General features: G+C 73.7%; 13 protein-coding genes. 6 read left to right on the plus strand and 7 right to left on the minus strand.

Going from position 1 to position 15,290, the window contains the following annotated elements; all coding sequences use genetic code 11:
• Nucleotides 1–74: 74 nt before the first annotated feature.
• A complete protein-coding gene (locus SXIN_RS23520; protein WP_019709372.1) occupies nt 75–599 on the plus strand; it encodes a hypothetical protein in 525 nt (174 codons plus the stop codon).
• Between the two features lie 203 nt (nt 600–802).
• Here the strand turns inward: SXIN_RS23520 and SXIN_RS23525 are convergent, their stop codons facing one another.
• The 3 genes from SXIN_RS23525 to SXIN_RS23535 all read right to left on the minus strand — a co-directional run bounded on the left by SXIN_RS23525 (nt 803) and on the right by SXIN_RS23535 (nt 4,209).
• Nucleotides 803–2,098 (minus strand): DUF1996 domain-containing protein, encoded by a 1,296-nt coding sequence (locus SXIN_RS23525; protein ID WP_337589361.1) that lies wholly within the window; start codon nt 2,096–2,098, stop codon nt 803–805.
• A 237-nt stretch (nt 2,099–2,335) separates the two neighbouring features.
• Nucleotides 2,336–2,992, minus strand: a complete 657-nt coding sequence (locus SXIN_RS23530; protein ID WP_039821629.1) for a response regulator transcription factor — start codon at nt 2,990–2,992, stop codon at nt 2,336–2,338.
• Nucleotides 2,956–4,209: a histidine kinase gene (locus SXIN_RS23535; protein ID WP_019709375.1), complete on the minus strand. Its 1,254-nt coding sequence runs from the start codon at nt 4,207–4,209 to the stop codon at nt 2,956–2,958. Before SXIN_RS23535 ends, SXIN_RS23530 begins: the two co-directional genes overlap by 37 nt.
• A gap of 417 nt (nt 4,210–4,626) precedes the next feature.
• On the opposite strand from SXIN_RS23535, the gene SXIN_RS23540 reads away from it, so the two are divergent.
• Both SXIN_RS23540 and SXIN_RS23545 read left to right on the plus strand, forming a co-directional pair.
• Entirely contained in the window at nt 4,627–5,361 is a 735-nt protein-coding gene (locus tag SXIN_RS23540; protein WP_157916339.1) for a hypothetical protein, read from the plus strand.
• 367 nt (nt 5,362–5,728) lie between these two features.
• Nucleotides 5,729–7,441 (plus strand): PepSY-associated TM helix domain-containing protein, encoded by a 1,713-nt coding sequence (locus SXIN_RS23545; RefSeq protein WP_095757486.1) that lies wholly within the window; start codon nt 5,729–5,731, stop codon nt 7,439–7,441.
• 183 nt (nt 7,442–7,624) lie between these two features.
• Here SXIN_RS23545 and glnII read toward each other — a convergent pair whose 3' ends face one another.
• Nucleotides 7,625–8,644 (minus strand): glutamine synthetase, encoded by a 1,020-nt coding sequence (gene glnII / locus SXIN_RS23550; protein ID WP_019709377.1) that lies wholly within the window; start codon nt 8,642–8,644, stop codon nt 7,625–7,627.
• A gap of 563 nt (nt 8,645–9,207) precedes the next feature.
• Between glnII and SXIN_RS23555 the strand changes: the two genes are divergently transcribed.
• A complete protein-coding gene (locus SXIN_RS23555; protein ID WP_095757487.1) occupies nt 9,208–10,239 on the plus strand; it encodes a TerC family protein in 1,032 nt (343 codons plus the stop codon).
• A gap of 30 nt (nt 10,240–10,269) precedes the next feature.
• On the opposite strand, the gene SXIN_RS23560 is transcribed toward SXIN_RS23555, so the two are convergent.
• The 3 genes from SXIN_RS23560 to SXIN_RS23570 form a co-directional block, all read right to left on the minus strand.
• The gene (locus SXIN_RS23560) at nt 10,270–10,878 is read right to left on the minus strand and encodes a class I SAM-dependent methyltransferase (protein WP_095757488.1); all 609 of its coding nucleotides are present in this window, start codon (nt 10,876–10,878) and stop codon (nt 10,270–10,272) included.
• A gap of 245 nt (nt 10,879–11,123) precedes the next feature.
• Complete coding sequence (locus SXIN_RS23565; RefSeq protein WP_019709380.1) at nt 11,124–11,888, minus strand: SGNH/GDSL hydrolase family protein; 765 nt, start codon at nt 11,886–11,888, stop codon at nt 11,124–11,126.
• A gap of 614 nt (nt 11,889–12,502) precedes the next feature.
• Nucleotides 12,503–13,858 (minus strand): NAD(P)-binding domain-containing protein, encoded by a 1,356-nt coding sequence (locus SXIN_RS23570; RefSeq protein ID WP_095757489.1) that lies wholly within the window; start codon nt 13,856–13,858, stop codon nt 12,503–12,505.
• A 210-nt stretch (nt 13,859–14,068) separates the two neighbouring features.
• Here SXIN_RS23570 and SXIN_RS23575 point away from each other — a divergent pair, with 210 nt between their 5' ends.
• A complete protein-coding gene (locus SXIN_RS23575; protein ID WP_019709382.1) occupies nt 14,069–14,434 on the plus strand; it encodes an ArsR/SmtB family transcription factor in 366 nt (121 codons plus the stop codon).
• 181 nt (nt 14,435–14,615) lie between these two features.
• Nucleotides 14,616–15,248 carry an arsenate reductase ArsC gene (locus SXIN_RS23580; RefSeq protein WP_039821649.1) on the plus strand — a complete coding sequence of 211 codons (633 nt, stop codon included), beginning with the start codon at nt 14,616–14,618 and terminating at the stop codon, nt 15,246–15,248.
• Nucleotides 15,249–15,290: the final 42 nt, after the last annotated feature.

Raw genomic sequence — 15,290 nt, forward strand, 5'->3', positions numbered from 1 at the left:
GGTGAGCCGTACCCCGGGACACACCGAGAAGTCACCATGCGGCCCCCGCGGGGCCGCACCCATCCGGAGGACCGATGTCATCGAAGCGTTCGGCGGCGCGTACCGCCGCCGTCATCCCGGCGCTGGCCTGCGCCCTGCTGCTTGCCGCCGGCTGCGGCGGCGGGGACGGCGGGGACGGCGGGGCGGACGACAGGGCCGGCGTCCCCGAGGCGGCCACCGGCACCGTGGAGCAGCTCGCCGGGAAGGCGGGCTGCGAGAAACCGAATCTGCAGATCGACGCCGAGGAGCTGCGGCAGGGACGGTGCGGCAGGGGCGACGGCCGCTATGTGCTGGCCACCTTCGCGACCCACAAGGGGCAGCAGGACTGGCTCTCCGAGGCCGAGGGCTACGGGGGCACCTATCTGGTCGGCCCGAAGTGGGTCGCCGTGGGCTCCCCGAAGGTGGTGGAGAGCCTGCGCGGCAAGCTCGGCGGCGACATTGAGACGGGCGCCTCGCACGGCCCCGCGCACGGCGAGGGCTCGGGCGGCGCGTCCGAGGACTCCCCGGAGGAATCCCACGGGGACGCGCACCAGGGGGGCCACCAGGGCTCGCACGGCTGACCGTACCGGCCGGCCCGTCCGCAGGAGACCCGGACCGGGCGGCACGGCCGCACGCGGAAACGACGGCGGGGGTGCCGGTGAGGATCACCGGCACCCCCGCCCCGTGACGGCCACAGGGGAGGCCGTCAGGGGAGTGGGATGACGAGGGACCGGGTCATCGGGGGGACCGAATCAGCGGTCCGGCAGCGCCGGGAGGGGCACCGTCAGGTGCACTCCTGGCCGCTGTTGATGCACTCCACCGCCTCCGCCATCAGGTTCTCGGAGAACACGTTGATGAAGTCACCGTGGTCCGTGATGGGCTTGTGCAGCTGCTCCGGGAAGGAGTCCACGGCGAAGTTGGTGCCCTCCGGCACGTCGTAGACGATCCGCTGCACGAGCTTCGGGATGGCCACGAAGCCCTCGTCGCAGGAGCCGTCCTCATTGGCGAAGTCGACGTGCGTGCGGTGGTTGGCACTGTCGGCGTTCTGGCCGTCCCAGCAGCTCTGGAACTCGAACTTGCGCACCACCTGGCTGCCCTCGGGGCACAGCGGGTACTTGTCCGCGATCTGCCGGTCCTCGAAGCCGGTGCAGCTCCAGGAGGAGTTGGCGTTGTCCGTGCCGTTGGTGAAGGCCTTGGCGTCACCGGTGATGATGCGCAGGAAGCGCGGCATCTCCACGACCTCGCCGACCGGGCTGCCCTGGAACTCCATCGTCACCTCGGCCGGGGTGATGATCTTGCCGACGTTGCCGTCGAGGCCGCCGCCCGGGGTGTTGACGTCCGCCTCGTCACCGCCGGTCAGGTCGCGCAGGACCGGCCAGTAGTACGTGGACTGGTCCTCCTGGTTGGCGCAGGTGGTCTCGCCCTGGGCCAGGTCCTCGTCGACGGCGAAGGCGTCGTTGGCCTGGTTGCCGACGTAGTCGTGCATGTGGTGCGCGGCGTTGACCACACCGGGCGCCACGATGATGTTGTCCGAGTTGAACTTGCCGTTCTCGTTGACGCCGCAGTCGCTCCTGAACACGCCGGTGGACGCGTTCTCCTGGGCCTCGGGCTCCTGGACGTTCGGCTGGACGTCGTTGATGTCCACGAAGTCCTCGGGGGAGGGGCCGACCTGCGGCGGCGGGGCCTCGCCCTCGCCCTGGCCGCCGTCGCCCTGGCCGCCGTTCTGGCCGTCCTGCTGGCCGCCGTCCTGGCCGCCGTCCTGTTCGCCGCCGTCCTGCTGGCCGTCGCCCGGACGGACCGTGCCGCCGTCCTTCATGCCGCAGCGGGCGAGCTTCTCCAGGCCGGCCTGGGTCACACCGGCCCGCTCCAGGGCGATTCTGATGCGGTCGAGACTGGCACGGCGCTTGCTGGCCAGCGGGTCGAGTACGGAGTTCTTGGCCCACGACGCGTCGAGAGCAGCCGCGCGCCGGTTCTCCACGAGGCGCTTGTAGGCCGCGCCGATCTGGGCGTCGAGCCGTCCCAGCTCACGGCTGACTTCCTTCCGCGACTGCCTGGGGACCTTTTCCAGACGGTCCACCACATCCGGACAGGCGATGGTGGACGCCTGTTGTGCTACCGCTCCTTTCCGGCTGTCGCCATCGTTCGAGGTGCCGGCGGAGGCGTAGAAGTTCACTGCAGCGAGCCCGCCGCCTCCCAACAGGAGAGCTGCCGCCGCACCAGCCGTCCTGTTCAGCAAAGGGGAACGCTTGTGTGTCTTGGGCTTCATGGCCACCGATACGGAGCCCGGCGCTCGGGTGTTCAAACCCGCGCCGGACGATTACTCCCGCGCGCCCCGGTCCAGATAGGCCAGAACCGCGAGAACCCGCCGGTTGTCGTCGTCCGACGGGGCCAGACCGAGCTTCGTGAAAATATTCGATGTGTGCTTCGCCACAGCCCGCTCGGTGACGAAGAGCTCCCCCGCGATGGCCGTGTTCGAACGGCCCTGTGCCATCAGCTCCATCACCTCGCGCTCGCGCGGGGTGAGCTTCTCCATCGGCCTGTCCCGGGACCGGCGGCTGAGAAGCTGGGAGATGACCTGCGGGTCCATCGCGGTGCCGCCCGCGGCCACCCGCCGCACCGCGTCCGTGAACTGGTCGGCGTCGAACACCCGGTCCTTCAGCAGATAGCCGACCCCGCCCATGCCGTCCGCCAGCAACTCCCGCGCGTAGAGCTGCTCCACATGCTGGGAGAGCACCAGCACGGGCAGACCGGGCGTCTCCCGGCGCGCGGCGAGCGCGCACTGCAGGCCCTCGTCCGTGAACGACGGCGGCAGCCGGACGTCGACCACCGCCACGTCCGGCTTGAGCTCCGCGAGCGCCCGGCTCAGCTCCGGGCCGCTCTCCACGGCCGCCGCGATCTCGAAGCCGAACGCCTCCAGCATCCGGACCAGGCCGTCCCTCAGGAGGAAGAGGTCTTCTGCGAGGACAACACGCACGGCAGCTCCATCGTCACCAGGGTCGGACCGCCGGCCGGGCTGCTGACGGCGAGTATGCCGTCGAATGTACCGAGCCGGCGTTCGATCCCGGCCAGGCCCGAACCGGCCGACGGGTCCGCCCCGCCGCGGCCGTTGTCCGTAACGGTCATCCGGAGTGTCCCCGAGGCCGCGTCATGGTGCACGTCCAGCCACACCCGTTCGGCACCGGAGTGCTTCGCCGCGTTGGTCAGCACCTCGCTCACCGCGAAGTACGCCGCCGACTCCACCGGCGCCGCGAACCGCCCCGGCAGGTCCGCCTCCACCTCCACCGGCAGCGGCATCCGCAGGGCCAGGGCCCGCACGGCGTCCCCGAGCCCGCGCTCCGCCAGCACCGGCGGATGGATGCCCCGCACCAGGTCGCGCAGCTCCGTCAGCGCCTCGGCCGAGTCCTGCCGGGCCGCGGCGAGCAGCTTCCTCGCCTGCTCCGGGTCCTTCTCGAGCAGGGCCTCCACGGTGCCGAGGCTCATACCCATCGCCACCAGCCGGGCCTGCGCACCGTCGTGCAGGTCCCGCTCGATGCGGCGGAGTTCGGCGGCCGAGGTGTCCACCGCGTCGTGCCGCGTCTCGGACAGCCGCTCCACCCGCCGCGCCAGGGCCTCCTTGGACGGCGCGAGGACCGCGCCCGTCAGCCGGAAGTGGGCCTGGAGCAGCGCCGGGTTGACGCGGAGGGCACCCGCCAGGACCAGCAGCCCGAGCACGCCCGCCGCGAGAGCGCTCACCTGGCCCCGGACCGGGATGAACGCGAACCAGTAGCCGTCCCCGAGCACCCGCCACAGCCCGGCCGCGATCGCGACTCCCTCGGCCGCGAAGGCGAGCAGCACGGCCGGCAGCGCCGCCGTGAAGAACCCGGCCGTCATGTCGACCGGCAGCCACAGCAGATCCCGCCATGTCGCCGGGTCCCGCAGCAGACGCGCGCACCGCTCGGCCTGCCCGGCCAGGCCCGGCCGCAGGTCCGCCGGGAGTGGACGGTACGCGGACGGAGTCCGCACGCCCGCCCAGTCCTGCCCCAGCCTCCGCCGCCACTCCGCGAACGACCGCACGGCCCCCAGCACCACCGGTGTCGTCAGCACGCCCACGCCGAGGGCGATGAAGCCGATCGACAGCACCGACAGCACGAGCAGCGCGATCGAACCGGCCAGCGACACCACGGCGATGTACAGCCCCCGCCCGGCTGCCATCAGTGCTTCCCTGAACTTCCCCATCTTCGGCCCCCGGCCCCTTGCTCCGCGCCCGGCTCTCGGGCACGGCCCCAGTCTCGCCGGACCGGGAGCCGGCGGTCACGGGGCCGCGCCCCCGGGCGGGGGGTGCACCTGGCACCACCCCCGCGCGGTGTGCCCGACGCCTGCCCGCCCGTTCATCCCTCGCCGGACGGGCGCCCGGGGGAGCGGTCCGGCCACCGGCCCCCCGGCTGCCGCCCGGTCCTCCGTACGGGAATCCGCAGGCCGGGTGAGCCGATCGGCGGTCCCGTCCGTATCCAGGAGCGGAACGACAAGGACTCCGGGGCAGGTACGGGTGAACTCATCGGGCGGACAAGGGCGTTGGCCGATCGTCGCCGCTGCCGCCGCCCGGCGCGGCATGGGAGCATGCACCTCACCATGACGGCAGAGACGGCAGGCGGATCGCTGACGCGCCTCTTGCGGGCCGCGCTCTTCGCGGCCGTCTCCGTCGTGCTCGCGGCCACCGGGCACGCGGTGATGTCCGGTCACGACATCCCGTTCCCGGCCCTGCTGGCCGCCTTCGGCATCACCGGTACCGTCGCCTGGCTGGCCGGAGGGCGGCGGCGCGGTGTCCTCTCCATCGCCGGCACCCTGCTCGCGGTCCAGACCGTCCTGCACCTGATTTTCACCGACGGCCCCGGCACCGCCGCGGCGCATCCCCGGACGCCCGGCGGGCCCCTGCCCGAGGCGGGTCGGACCGGCGCCGGCGCCGGCCCGGCGCACGGCGTCCGTGCCGCGCCGGATCTCACCGGACTCGCCGTCCCGGGCGAGCACTCCGAGCACGCCACACTCGCCATGCTCGCCGTCCACCTCCTCGCCGCACTCTGCTGCGCCGTCTGGCTCTGGCGGGGCGAGGCCGCCTTCTTCCGGCTGCTGCGCTGCCTGGGCTCCCTGGCGCTGATGCCGCTGCGGACGCTGCTCCGGGCCGTCCGGTACGGGACCCCGGCCGCGCCGCGCCCCGTGCGCCCGCCGCTGCCGTACGGGGAGGCGGCCCTCCGGCTGCGGGGCTCCCTGCTGGCCCACGTCCTGTCCCGGCGCGGGCCGCCGCCGTGGGCCCGGCCCCACCCCATCCCGTACGCCCCCGGGCCCGCGCCCGGTACGACGCCGGCCTGACGGGCGACCGCCGCGCGGCGCCGCACGGGCCGCCGCTCCCGCCGTGACCTGACGGTGGGGTGGTCGCGCCCGCTGTGCGGCTGCGACGCGTTGCCGTCGCGCGGTGGCGAGCGTGTGGGGCCGGGGTGAACCGTACGCGGAGCCGCCGTCCGGGCGGCCCGCGGCCATTCCGGGCGGTCCCGGACGGCCGGGCGGTCGAAGCCCCCGGCCGGGCGACGGGCCGGCCGCGCGCACCGGCACCCCCACGCCGGCCGCGGCCGGGACTCCACCGCGCCCTCCGGGCCCGGCTCCACCCGCCCCCGCTCCCCGTGCCGCGCCCGCGCCTCCGCGCGCCCCGCGGCCCGTCCACGAAGTGAGGCCAACCCCCATGTCCATCGACGATCCCGCCAAGCCGGACACCGGCCGGCCCGCTCAGCCGGGCTCCGCTTCCGGCTCCGGCACCACGGCCGTGGCGTCCGCGTCCACCGGCACCGCGTCCCATGACGGAGCCTCCCCGGCCGCGGACCCGGCGGCCGGGGAGGCGGTCACCGTCTCACCGGCCACCCCCGCGAAGACCGCCACACCCGCGCCCGTCCCCGATCCGGTCCCCGCCGGCACGCCCGGCGGACTCCGCGGGGGCGACGCGGAGCACGAGCCGCCCGCACCGGCCCCGCAGGCCGGCACCGCCACCCCGCCCCCGCCCCGCGTCCCCGCGTCGTCCAAGGGCAGCCTGCGCCCGCTCGTGCTGCGGATGCACTTCTACGCGGGCATCCTCGTCGCCCCGTTCCTCCTGATCGCCGCCGTCACCGGGCTGCTGTACGCGGCCTCGTACCCGCTGGAGAAGGTGATCTACGCCGACGAGCTGACGGTCGCCGTGCCCGAGGGCAAGGCCGCCCTGCCGCTGTCCCAGCAGGTCGGGGCGGCTGTCGAAGCACACCCCGGCGGCACGCTCTCGAAGGTGTGGCCGTCCCCCGAAGCGGGGGCCACCACCCGCGTCCTCTTCGAGGACCCCGGCCTCGGGGAGAGCAAGTCGACGGCCGTGTTCGTCGACCCGTACACCGCCGAGGTGCGCGGAGAGCTCCTCAGCTACGGCAGTTCCGGCGCGCTCCCCGTGCGGGCCTGGATATCGGAGCTCCACCGCCATCTGCACCTGGGCGAACCGGGGCGCCTCTACAGCGAACTGGCCGCCAGCTGGCTGTGGGTCGTCGCGCTCGGCGGGCTGCTGCTGTGGCTGCGGCGCCGCCGTGCCAGCCGCGGTGCGCGCGGGGTGCTGCTGCCGGAGCGGGGCCTGACGGGCCGCCGGCGCACGATGTCCCGGCACGGCGCGATCGGCGTCTGGTCCCTGCTGGGCCTGCTGTTCCTCTCGGCGACCGGGCTGACCTGGTCGACGTACGCGGGCGAGAACGTCGCCCTGCTGCGCGAGCAGGTGCGCGGCACCACCCCGGCGGTCACCGCCACCGTGGACCCGGCGGCCGGCACCGGGGCAGGCGGCCACGAGGGCCACGGCTCGGCGCACGGCGACGGCGGCCACCAGCCGGGCGAGGGTGGTGACATCGGCCTGGACCGGCTCATGGACACCGCCCGCGAGCAGGGCGTCTCGGAGTCCGTGGTGATCACCCTGCCGGCCGACGAGAAGGCCGCCTATGTCGTCGCGGAGAACGACAAGCAGTGGCCGGTGCACTTCGATTCGGTGTCCGTGCACCCGATGACCGGCGAAGTCGTGGACACGCTGGCCTTCGCCGACTACCCGGTGCTCGCGCAGCTCACCCGGGTCGGCATCGACGCCCACATGGGGCTCTTCCTCGGACTGCCCAACCAGCTGCTGCTGATCGCCCTGATGGCCGGACTGATCGTGCTGATCGTGTACGGCTACCGGATGTGGTGGCAGCGCCGTCCCGCGCGCGGAACCCGCTTCGGCGTAGGACGGCCGATGCCGCGCGGCGCCTGGCGCAAGGCACCGCCGGGAGCGCTGGCGGGGCTGCTGGCGGGGGCGGTACTGCTCGGCTGGTTCGTACCGCTGTTCGGGCTGGGGCTGGTCCTGTTCCTGGCGGTGGACCTGCTCCTCGGAGCGGTGGCCCGGCGCAGGGCGGACGTCTCCTGACGCGCACGGCCCGCTGACGGGCTGCCGCGCGAGGCCTCGCTCCGTACGGTCCGTCACCCGGCGGCCCGTACGGGACGGGGCCGCCGGGCGGCGCGGTACGGGGGGCCCGCGCCCGGACAGCGCGACGGGCGCCCGCCGGTGCCGCGGGCGCCCGTCGCCTTACCACGGGGAGGAGCGGAGGGATCAGACCTGGCCGGCCTTCTCCAGGGCGGTGCAGCAGGTGTCGACCATCAGCCGCGTCACCACGTACGGGTCGACGTTGGCGTTCGGGCGGCGGTCCTCGATGTAGCCCTTGCGGTCCACCTCGACCTGCCAGGGGATGCGGACCGACGCGCCGCGGTCGGAGACGCCGTAGCTGTACTCGTTCCAGGGCGCGGTCTCGTGGAGACCGGTGAGCCGGGCCTCGATGCCGACGCCGTAGTGCTTGACGTGCACGGCCGGCTTGTCGCCGTCGCCGAGCGCCTCGCAGGCCGTGATGATCGGCTCGTAGCCCTCGCGCATCGCCTTGGTCGAGAAGTTGGTGTGCGCGCCCGCGCCGTTCCAGTCGCCCTTCGCCGGCTTGGCGTCCAGCGTGGCGGAGATCCCGAACTCCTCGGCCGTGCGGTAGAGCAGCCAGCGGGCCACCCACATGTGGTCGGAGACCTCCAGCGGCGACAGCGGGCCCACCTGGAACTCCCACTGGCCGGGCATGACCTCGGCGTTGATGCCGGAGATGCCCAGGCCCGCCGTCAGGCAGTTGTCCAGGTGCTTCTCGACGATCTCGCGGCCGAAGATCTCGTCGGCGCCGACGCCGCAGTAGTAGCCGCCCTGCGGAGCCGGATAGCCGTTCTCGGGGAAGCCCAGGGGCCGGCTGCCCTGGAAGAAGGTGTACTCCTGCTCGATCCCGAAGACCGGCTGCTGCGCGGCGAACTTCTCCGCCACCGGACGCAGCAGTGCGCGGGTGTTCGAGGCGTGCGGGGTCAGGTCCGTGTGCAGCACCTCGCACAGGACGAGGATGTCACCGCCGCCGCGGATCGGGTCCGGGCAGGAGAAGACGGGCTGCAGGACGAGGTCCGAGGAGTGGCCCTCGGCCTGGTTGGTGCTGGACCCGTCGAAGCCCCAGACGGGCGGCTCGGCGCCGTCGGCCAGGATCTTCGTCTTCGAACGGAGCTTCGCGGTGGGCTCGGTTCCGTCGATCCAGATGTACTCGGCCTTGAAGGTCACGTGGTCCCCCTCGTGCGGGTGCGGACGGCAGCGGGTGCGGGTCCCGGAAGCGCCTCTTCCGCGCGGCTCTGCACGGTGGTGCCCAACCCCCCGGTCCCCTCGGCGGCAGCATGGCAACGGGCCGTTTCCCGGCAGTTGCTCCGGTGTAAACCGGCTGTGTCCGCGGGGCCCCGTATGTGTCGTCCGGGCTACGAAGCGCTGCCCGCGCGACGGGGGCCGCGGGGAGCCGGGGCGGGGAGGCTGTCCTCTCTCCTCGACGTGCGGACTGCGGGCCGCGCCACGGCGACACGGTGTGACATCCGTGTGTACACCCGGGGCACCGGGGCACCAGGGCACCAGGGCGTTACGGCATCTGACGGACGGCCCGGTGATCCACACGGGTGGCACGGGCCCCCTGAGTGACGATGAGGCCCGTACCGCCCCTGTCACGCCGGCCCGCCCCATGCGGTCACCCCACGCGCCCGCACGGGAATCCGGGAGAGCGGGCATCCGGAGGACCCGCGACCGGGGAATACAGAACGGCCGGGGGGAACGACCGAGAGAAGCCGAGGAGAGCCGACCGCATGAACGACCTGAGCTTCACCGCTCCGCTGTGGGTGTGGGCCGCGCTGACCGTCGCCATCGGGGTGATGCTGGCCGTCGATCTGCTCGCGCACCGCGACAGCCATGTCATCGGCTTCCGGGAAGCCGCCCTGTGGAGCACCGGATGGATCGCCGCGGGCCTGGCCTTCGGCGTGGTCCTGTGGGCCTGGCAGGGCGGGGAGGCGGCGAGCACGTACTACGCCGGTTATCTGATCGAGAAAGCCCTGTCGGTCGACAACATCTTCGTCTTCGCGCTGGTGTTCTCGTTCTTCGGCGTCCCCGACGCCTACCAGCACAAGGTCCTGTTCTGGGGGGTGATCGGCGCGCTCGGGGCCCGTCTGGTGTTCATCTTCGTCGGCGCCGAACTGCTGGAGGTCTTCTTCTGGACCGCCTATGTGTTCGGCGCCTTCCTGATCTACACCGGCTACAAGATGGCCGTCTCGCACAACACGGAAGTGCACCCGGACCGCAATCCGGTCGTACGGCTCGTCCGGCGCATCGTGCCGACCGATCCCCAGTTCCACGGCGACCGGTTCGTCGTCAGGGTGAACGGCCGTCGTGTGGTGACCCTGCTGTTCGTCGCCCTCGTCGCCATCGAGGCGACCGACCTGGTCTTCGCCATCGACTCGGTGGCCGCCATCCTGGCGATCACCACCAACACCTTCCTGGTGTGGACCGCCAACGCCTTCGCCATCCTGGGCCTGCGCAGCCTCTACTTCCTCCTCGCCGGCCTGCTGCGCCGCTTCCGCTATCTGCACTACGGGCTGGCCGTGCTGCTCGCCTTCGCCGGCGTCAAGCTCATCCTGTCCGAGACCCCGGTCGGCAAGCTGCCCATCCCGGTCACCCTCGGCTTCATCGTCCTGACCATCACGGTCTCGATCGTCTGGTCCCTCGCGGCGACCCGGGGCGAGACGGGGGACGGCGGGCCGGGCGGCGGCCCCACGGGCGGCCCGGACCCGGACGCGACGGCCGACGGCGACACGGGCCGGGCGTCCGGTACCCACGAGAGCTGACCGGCCGCCGGCCGCCGGCCGCCGGCCGCGTCAGACTCGTACCGCCCGCACCAGCGCGTCGATGGCGGTGCGCGGCCCCTCGTCCGTCTCCACCGGCCGGTCCAGGGCCTCGGCCTTGACGATCCGGGCATACGGCCGCCACGTGCCGGCCACCTGCTCGGCGGTGTAGAGCACGTCCGGGTCCTGCGGACCGCCGTGTCCCCGGCCGATGTTGTCGGCGTGGTGGCCGACGAGCAGCAGCGTCCCGCCGGGCCGCACGGAGATGGCGGCCAGCCGGAGGGCCTCCTCCATCCGCGGCCAGGGCAGATGCAGATAGGCGATCAGCGCCAGGTCGAACAGGGGCGCCTGGGCGAGCACACTCCCGGCCTCCGTCACGTCGGCGCTCACGGTGCGGATCGTCACACCGCGCTCCCGGGCCATCTCCTCGGCCTTCTCCAGGGCGACGGCAGAGAAGTCCACGGCGTCCACGTCCCAGCCCTGCTCCGCCAGCCAGACGGCGTTGCGTCCCTCGCCGGCGGCCAGGTCCACCGCCCGCCCCGGCGGAAGATCCGCCAGCTCCTCCGCGACGAACCGGTTGGGCCCGGCCGACCACACCAACTTCGCGCTGCGATACCGCTCGTCCCACGCCTCGGCGTCCACACCGGCTCCTCACCGCTCGCTGCTCACACGCACGTCCTGCGACTACAGGTCTCATGATTCCAGGGCTGCCGCCCGGCCGCCCGGCCGCCGGGCAGCCGGGCAGCCGGTGCCAAGTTCCCGGGGCGCGGCGAAGCGCCTCCGGCGGTGGCGGGAGCAAAGATCTCAACGATCCTTGGTCTTGCCGGTCGGAGGCGCTTCTCGGGTGCCCGGCCATGCGCCGGACAGCTCGCTTCACGAAGGGCGGGCTAGCTCCGCGCTGCCGCGGTCCGCCGCTCGACCGCCGGGGCGGGCGTGCCGTCGGCGCCGATGCTGCCCGGCACGGACAGGAGCGCGTCGTACCAGGCGGTGGCCATCTTGCTGTAACCGGTGGCGTTGGGGTGCACGCCGTCGGCCAGGTCGGCCGTCGTCAGCTTGCTGTACATCTCGACCAGGTGGACCCGCTTGCCGGCGTCGGCCCTGCTCTGGACGATGCCCGGGATGGCCGCGTTGAACGTCCGCACGGTCTGGTCTCCCCAGGCCAGCGGCACGATCGTCGCCACGAACAGGTGTGCGTCCGGCGCCTGGGCGGTGATGCGGTCGATCAGCGTGGCGAGCCGTGCGGGGGCGCCGCCCGGGTCGCCGCCGTACATGTCGTTGGTGCCGATGTGCAGCAGGATCGTGTCGGGGGTGTAGGTCTTCAGCCAGCTCTCGATGTTGCTGTCGATCTGGGCGATGGTCCAGCCGGAGTGGCCCTCGTGGTCGCGGTCGCCGAGGTTGCCCGGTCCGTTGGCCTGCGAGCCGACGAAGTCGATCTCGTGGCCGCCCGCGACCAGCTTCTGCCAGAGGTCGACGCGGTATCCGCCGGGTACGTTGAAGCCGTCGGTGATCGAGTCGCCGAGCGGCATGACGCGGACGGGCGCGGCGTCGGAGTCGGCGTGGGCGGCGGAGGCGGCTGAGGCGGTGGAGGCCATACCGAGGAGCAGCGCCACGAGGGCGACCAGGCCGGAGAGCAGGTGCCGTGTTCTGGTCATGGGGGGGTGTCCCTTCGTTCCTTCAGGTCCCTCACGGCGCATCGCGGCACGCGGAGTTGGGCTCCGCCGCGGAGGGCTGCCGGCGGAGCGGTGGACCGGCGCGGGCGGGCCGCTCGGCGACTCGGGGGTGGGGGGCAGGGCTGTGGGAGCGCTCCCAATGTACGGGCGGGCCGAAAGACGCGGCAATACGGCCGCAAGGGCGCGTGACGGTGGCCTCGTGCGGCGGCCGATGCCGTGGGAACGTACGTACGGTGACCAACCCCGGCGGGGTGTGCGGTGCCGCCGTTCTTGCCCCGGGCGCTGCTATGCCGGAGGAACTGGAGACGTTCCCCCCGGGGCAGCCGTCGCACCCCGCCCCGATGCGCGACCCCGCCACCTTCGCACCGCAGACGCGCGGCGGCCGGGGTTTGGGGCAGGGATGACGAGGGCGGTCTGGTGGAGCTGGTGGAGGAGTTCGGCGTCGAGGTGGCGTAGAACGTTCCGCCCGGGGAGGCATCCGCCGGGCATGGAACCCGGCCGTTTCCCGGCGGTTGTCGCCGTCGTCCTGCGCGGGCGCGAGGCCGCGACCGGACCCCTGTGCCGGTCGCGGCCCCGTCGGCCGGGGGCGGGTGCGGTCAGCAGCCGCCGCCCGTCGTGGCACCCGCCGTGGCGTCGGCCGGTGCCGGGGCGCAGCAGCCGCCGCCGCTGTCGCCCTGTGCGGTGGCGGCCGGGTCGTCGAACAGGCCGACGCCTCCGCACACGCCCGTCTCGGGGAGCGTGAGTTCGACCCGGTCGGCGGACTCGGTGTCGCCGGCGATCGCGGCGGTGACGGAGCGGACCTGCTCATAGCCGGTCATCGCCAGGAAGGTGGGGGCGCGGCCGTAGGACTTCATGCCGACCAGGTGGACGCCCTGTTCGGGGTGGGACAGCTCCCGGTGGCCGTGCGGGTAGACGGTGCCGCAGGAGTGCTGGTTGGGGTCGATCAGCGGGGCGAGGGCGACCGGGGCCTGGAGGCGTTCGTCCAGGCCGAGGCGGAGCTCGGACAGGAAGGAGAGGTCGGGGCGGAAGCCGGTGAGGACGATGGCCTCGTCGACCGGGTCGAGGCGCCGGCCGTCCTCGCCGGTGAGCACCAGCCGTCCGTCGGCGTCCCGTTCGACGGCCGCGGTGCGGAAGCCGGTGACCGCGGCGGCGTGGCCGTTGTCGACGGCGGCCTTGGCCGCGAGCCCCAGGGCGCCGCGGGCGGGGAGTTCGTCGGCCTCGCCGCCGCCGAACGTGGAGCCGCCGATGCCGCGCCGCAGCACCCATACCGCGTGCGTGCCCGGCTCGTCCCGGGCGAGGTCGGCGAGGGTGGCGAGCGCGGTGAAGGCGGAGGCGCCGGAGCCGATGACGGCGGTGCGCTTGCCGGCGTACCGGGCGCGCACGGCCGGGTCGTTGAGGTCGGGAACGCGATAGGTGACGCGGTCGGCGGCGGCCTTCTCGCCGAGGGCGGGCAGGCCGGAGGCCCCGGCCGGGCCGGGCGTGGTCCAGGTTCCGGAGGCGTCGATGACGGCGCGTGCGGTGACGCGCTCCTCGCGGCCGTCGTCGGTGGTGAGGTGCAGGACGAAGGGCTGGGCCTCGCGGCCGGCGTCGACGATGCGGTCGCGGCCGGCGCGGGAGACGCCGGTGACGCGCGCTCCGTAGCGGACGCGGTCGCCCAGGGCGTCGGCCAGCGGCTGGAGGTAGAGCTCGGCCCAGTCGCCGCCGGTGGGGTAGGCCGCGGGGTCCGGCGCGGTCCAGCCGGTGGGGGCGAGCAGCTTCTCCGCCGCCGGGTCGACCACCTCGCCCCAGGTGGAGAACAGGCGCACATGGCTCCACTCCCGCACGGCGGAGGCGGCGGCCGGCCCGGCCTCCAGGACCAGGGGTTCGATACCGCGTCCGACGAGGTGGGCCGCCGCGGCCAGGCCCACGGGGCCTGCTCCGATGACGGCGACGGGAAGCTGCTGCTCGCTCATGGTGGTGGGTCTCCTCGCGTGGGCGGGTCTCGTCGGTGAGCCGTGCGGCGGGCCGGTCCGGACGGTGTGGTGCGGGTTCCCCGGCGAAGGGCCGGTGAAGGGCTGTCGTGCGGACGGGCGGGGTCGCCGCGGTGCTCTGATTCGACGCTTGTCGATGTCTGGTGCATCCGAAGCTTGCCACGTCGCATCGATGAGTGTCAACATAGACACATGTCGAAGTTCGAGAGGGCCGAGCTGCCCGTCCTGGACGCCGGGGACGTGGTGCCGTGCTGCCCGCCGATCACCGCCGGGGAGCTGTCGCAGGCCGACGCGGAGAAGACGGCCGCGATGTTCAAGGCGCTGTCCGACCCGGTGCGGCTGCGGCTGTTCTCCAGGATCGCCTCGCACCCGGGCGGCGAGGCGTGTGTCTGCGACATCTCCGATGTCGGCGTCTCCCAGCCGACCGTCTCCCACCACCTGAGGAAGCTGCGCGAAGCCGGCCTGCTCACCTCGGAACGGCGCGGGACCTGGGTGTACTACCGGGTCGCCCCCTCCGTGGTCGCCGCGATGGCCGCGATGCTCGCCCCGCGCGCCTGACGGCCGCGCCCGTGCCGCCGGACGGGCCCCGGACGTGTCCGTCCGGGGGCCTGCCCGGGAGGCGGCCGGACGGGCCGGTCAAGTCAGTATCGACTGACGTCACCACAGGCTGATACTGTCGCGCCATCCGGTGCTGCTGCCGGCCCCGGCCGACCCCGTCGGCCCGTGGAAAGGGTCCCTCATGCCCGCTTCTCCGCCTTCCCTCCTGCCCGATGAGCGTCTGGCCGCCGGCGTGGCCCGGCTGGCCACCCTGCACGCCGACCGCTTCGCGGTCGAGACCGTGCAGGGCCTGCTCGCCGACTCCTACCGCCGGCTCGCCGCCACGGCGCGCGTGCGAACCCACCTGGTGGTGCTGGCCGAGCGCTTCACCGCCGAACGCCTCGACGCCCTTGTCCACGTCCAGGACGCGCCGGGTGCCGGGCTGCCGCGGGTGCTGTTCGTGTGCAGTCACAACGCGGGGCGCTCCCAGCTCGCGGCCGCGCTGCTGGGACACCGGGCCGGCGGCCGGGTCACCGTCTCCTCGGCCGGCACGCACCCGGCCGACGCCGTCGAGCCGCACATCGTGCGGGTTCTGGAGGAGGCGGGCGTCGATCCGGCGGGCGCCTTTCCCAAGCCGCTGACCGATGAGGTCGTCCGGGCCGCCGACATCGTGATCACCATGGGCTGCGGGGACGCCTGCCCGGTGGTGCCCGGCCGCCGCTACCTCGACTGGCCCGTGGCCGACCCCGGCGGCGCCCCGCTCGCCCTCGTCCGCCGGATCCGCGACGACATCGACGCCCGCGTCACCGAACTGCTGTCAACGCTGCCCGCCTGACGGGCAGGACGACACCGGGCGGCGGAACGCCTCCGCGGACGG

Origin of the sequence: Streptomyces xinghaiensis S187, assembly GCF_000220705.2 — a bacterium.
GTDB lineage: Bacteria > Actinomycetota > Actinomycetes > Streptomycetales > Streptomycetaceae > Streptomyces > Streptomyces xinghaiensis.

Coding starts and splice junctions, on each gene's coding strand:
- SXIN_RS23580 (WP_039821649.1), top strand. CDS start 14,616: ATGCCCGCTTCTCCGCCTTCCCTCCTGCCCGATGAGCGTCTGGCCGCC.
- SXIN_RS23575 (WP_019709382.1), top strand. CDS start 14,069: ATGTCGAAGTTCGAGAGGGCCGAGCTGCCCGTCCTGGACGCCGGGGAC.
- SXIN_RS23545 (WP_095757486.1), top strand. CDS start 5,729: ATGTCCATCGACGATCCCGCCAAGCCGGACACCGGCCGGCCCGCTCAG.
- SXIN_RS23565 (WP_019709380.1), bottom strand. CDS start 11,888: ATGACCAGAACACGGCACCTGCTCTCCGGCCTGGTCGCCCTCGTGGCG.
- SXIN_RS23570 (WP_095757489.1), bottom strand. CDS start 13,858: ATGAGCGAGCAGCAGCTTCCCGTCGCCGTCATCGGAGCAGGCCCCGTG.
- SXIN_RS23520 (WP_019709372.1), top strand. CDS start 75: ATGTCATCGAAGCGTTCGGCGGCGCGTACCGCCGCCGTCATCCCGGCG.
- SXIN_RS23540 (WP_157916339.1), top strand. CDS start 4,627: ATGACGGCAGAGACGGCAGGCGGATCGCTGACGCGCCTCTTGCGGGCC.
- SXIN_RS23535 (WP_019709375.1), bottom strand. CDS start 4,209: ATGGCAGCCGGGCGGGGGCTGTACATCGCCGTGGTGTCGCTGGCCGGT.
- SXIN_RS23555 (WP_095757487.1), top strand. CDS start 9,208: ATGAACGACCTGAGCTTCACCGCTCCGCTGTGGGTGTGGGCCGCGCTG.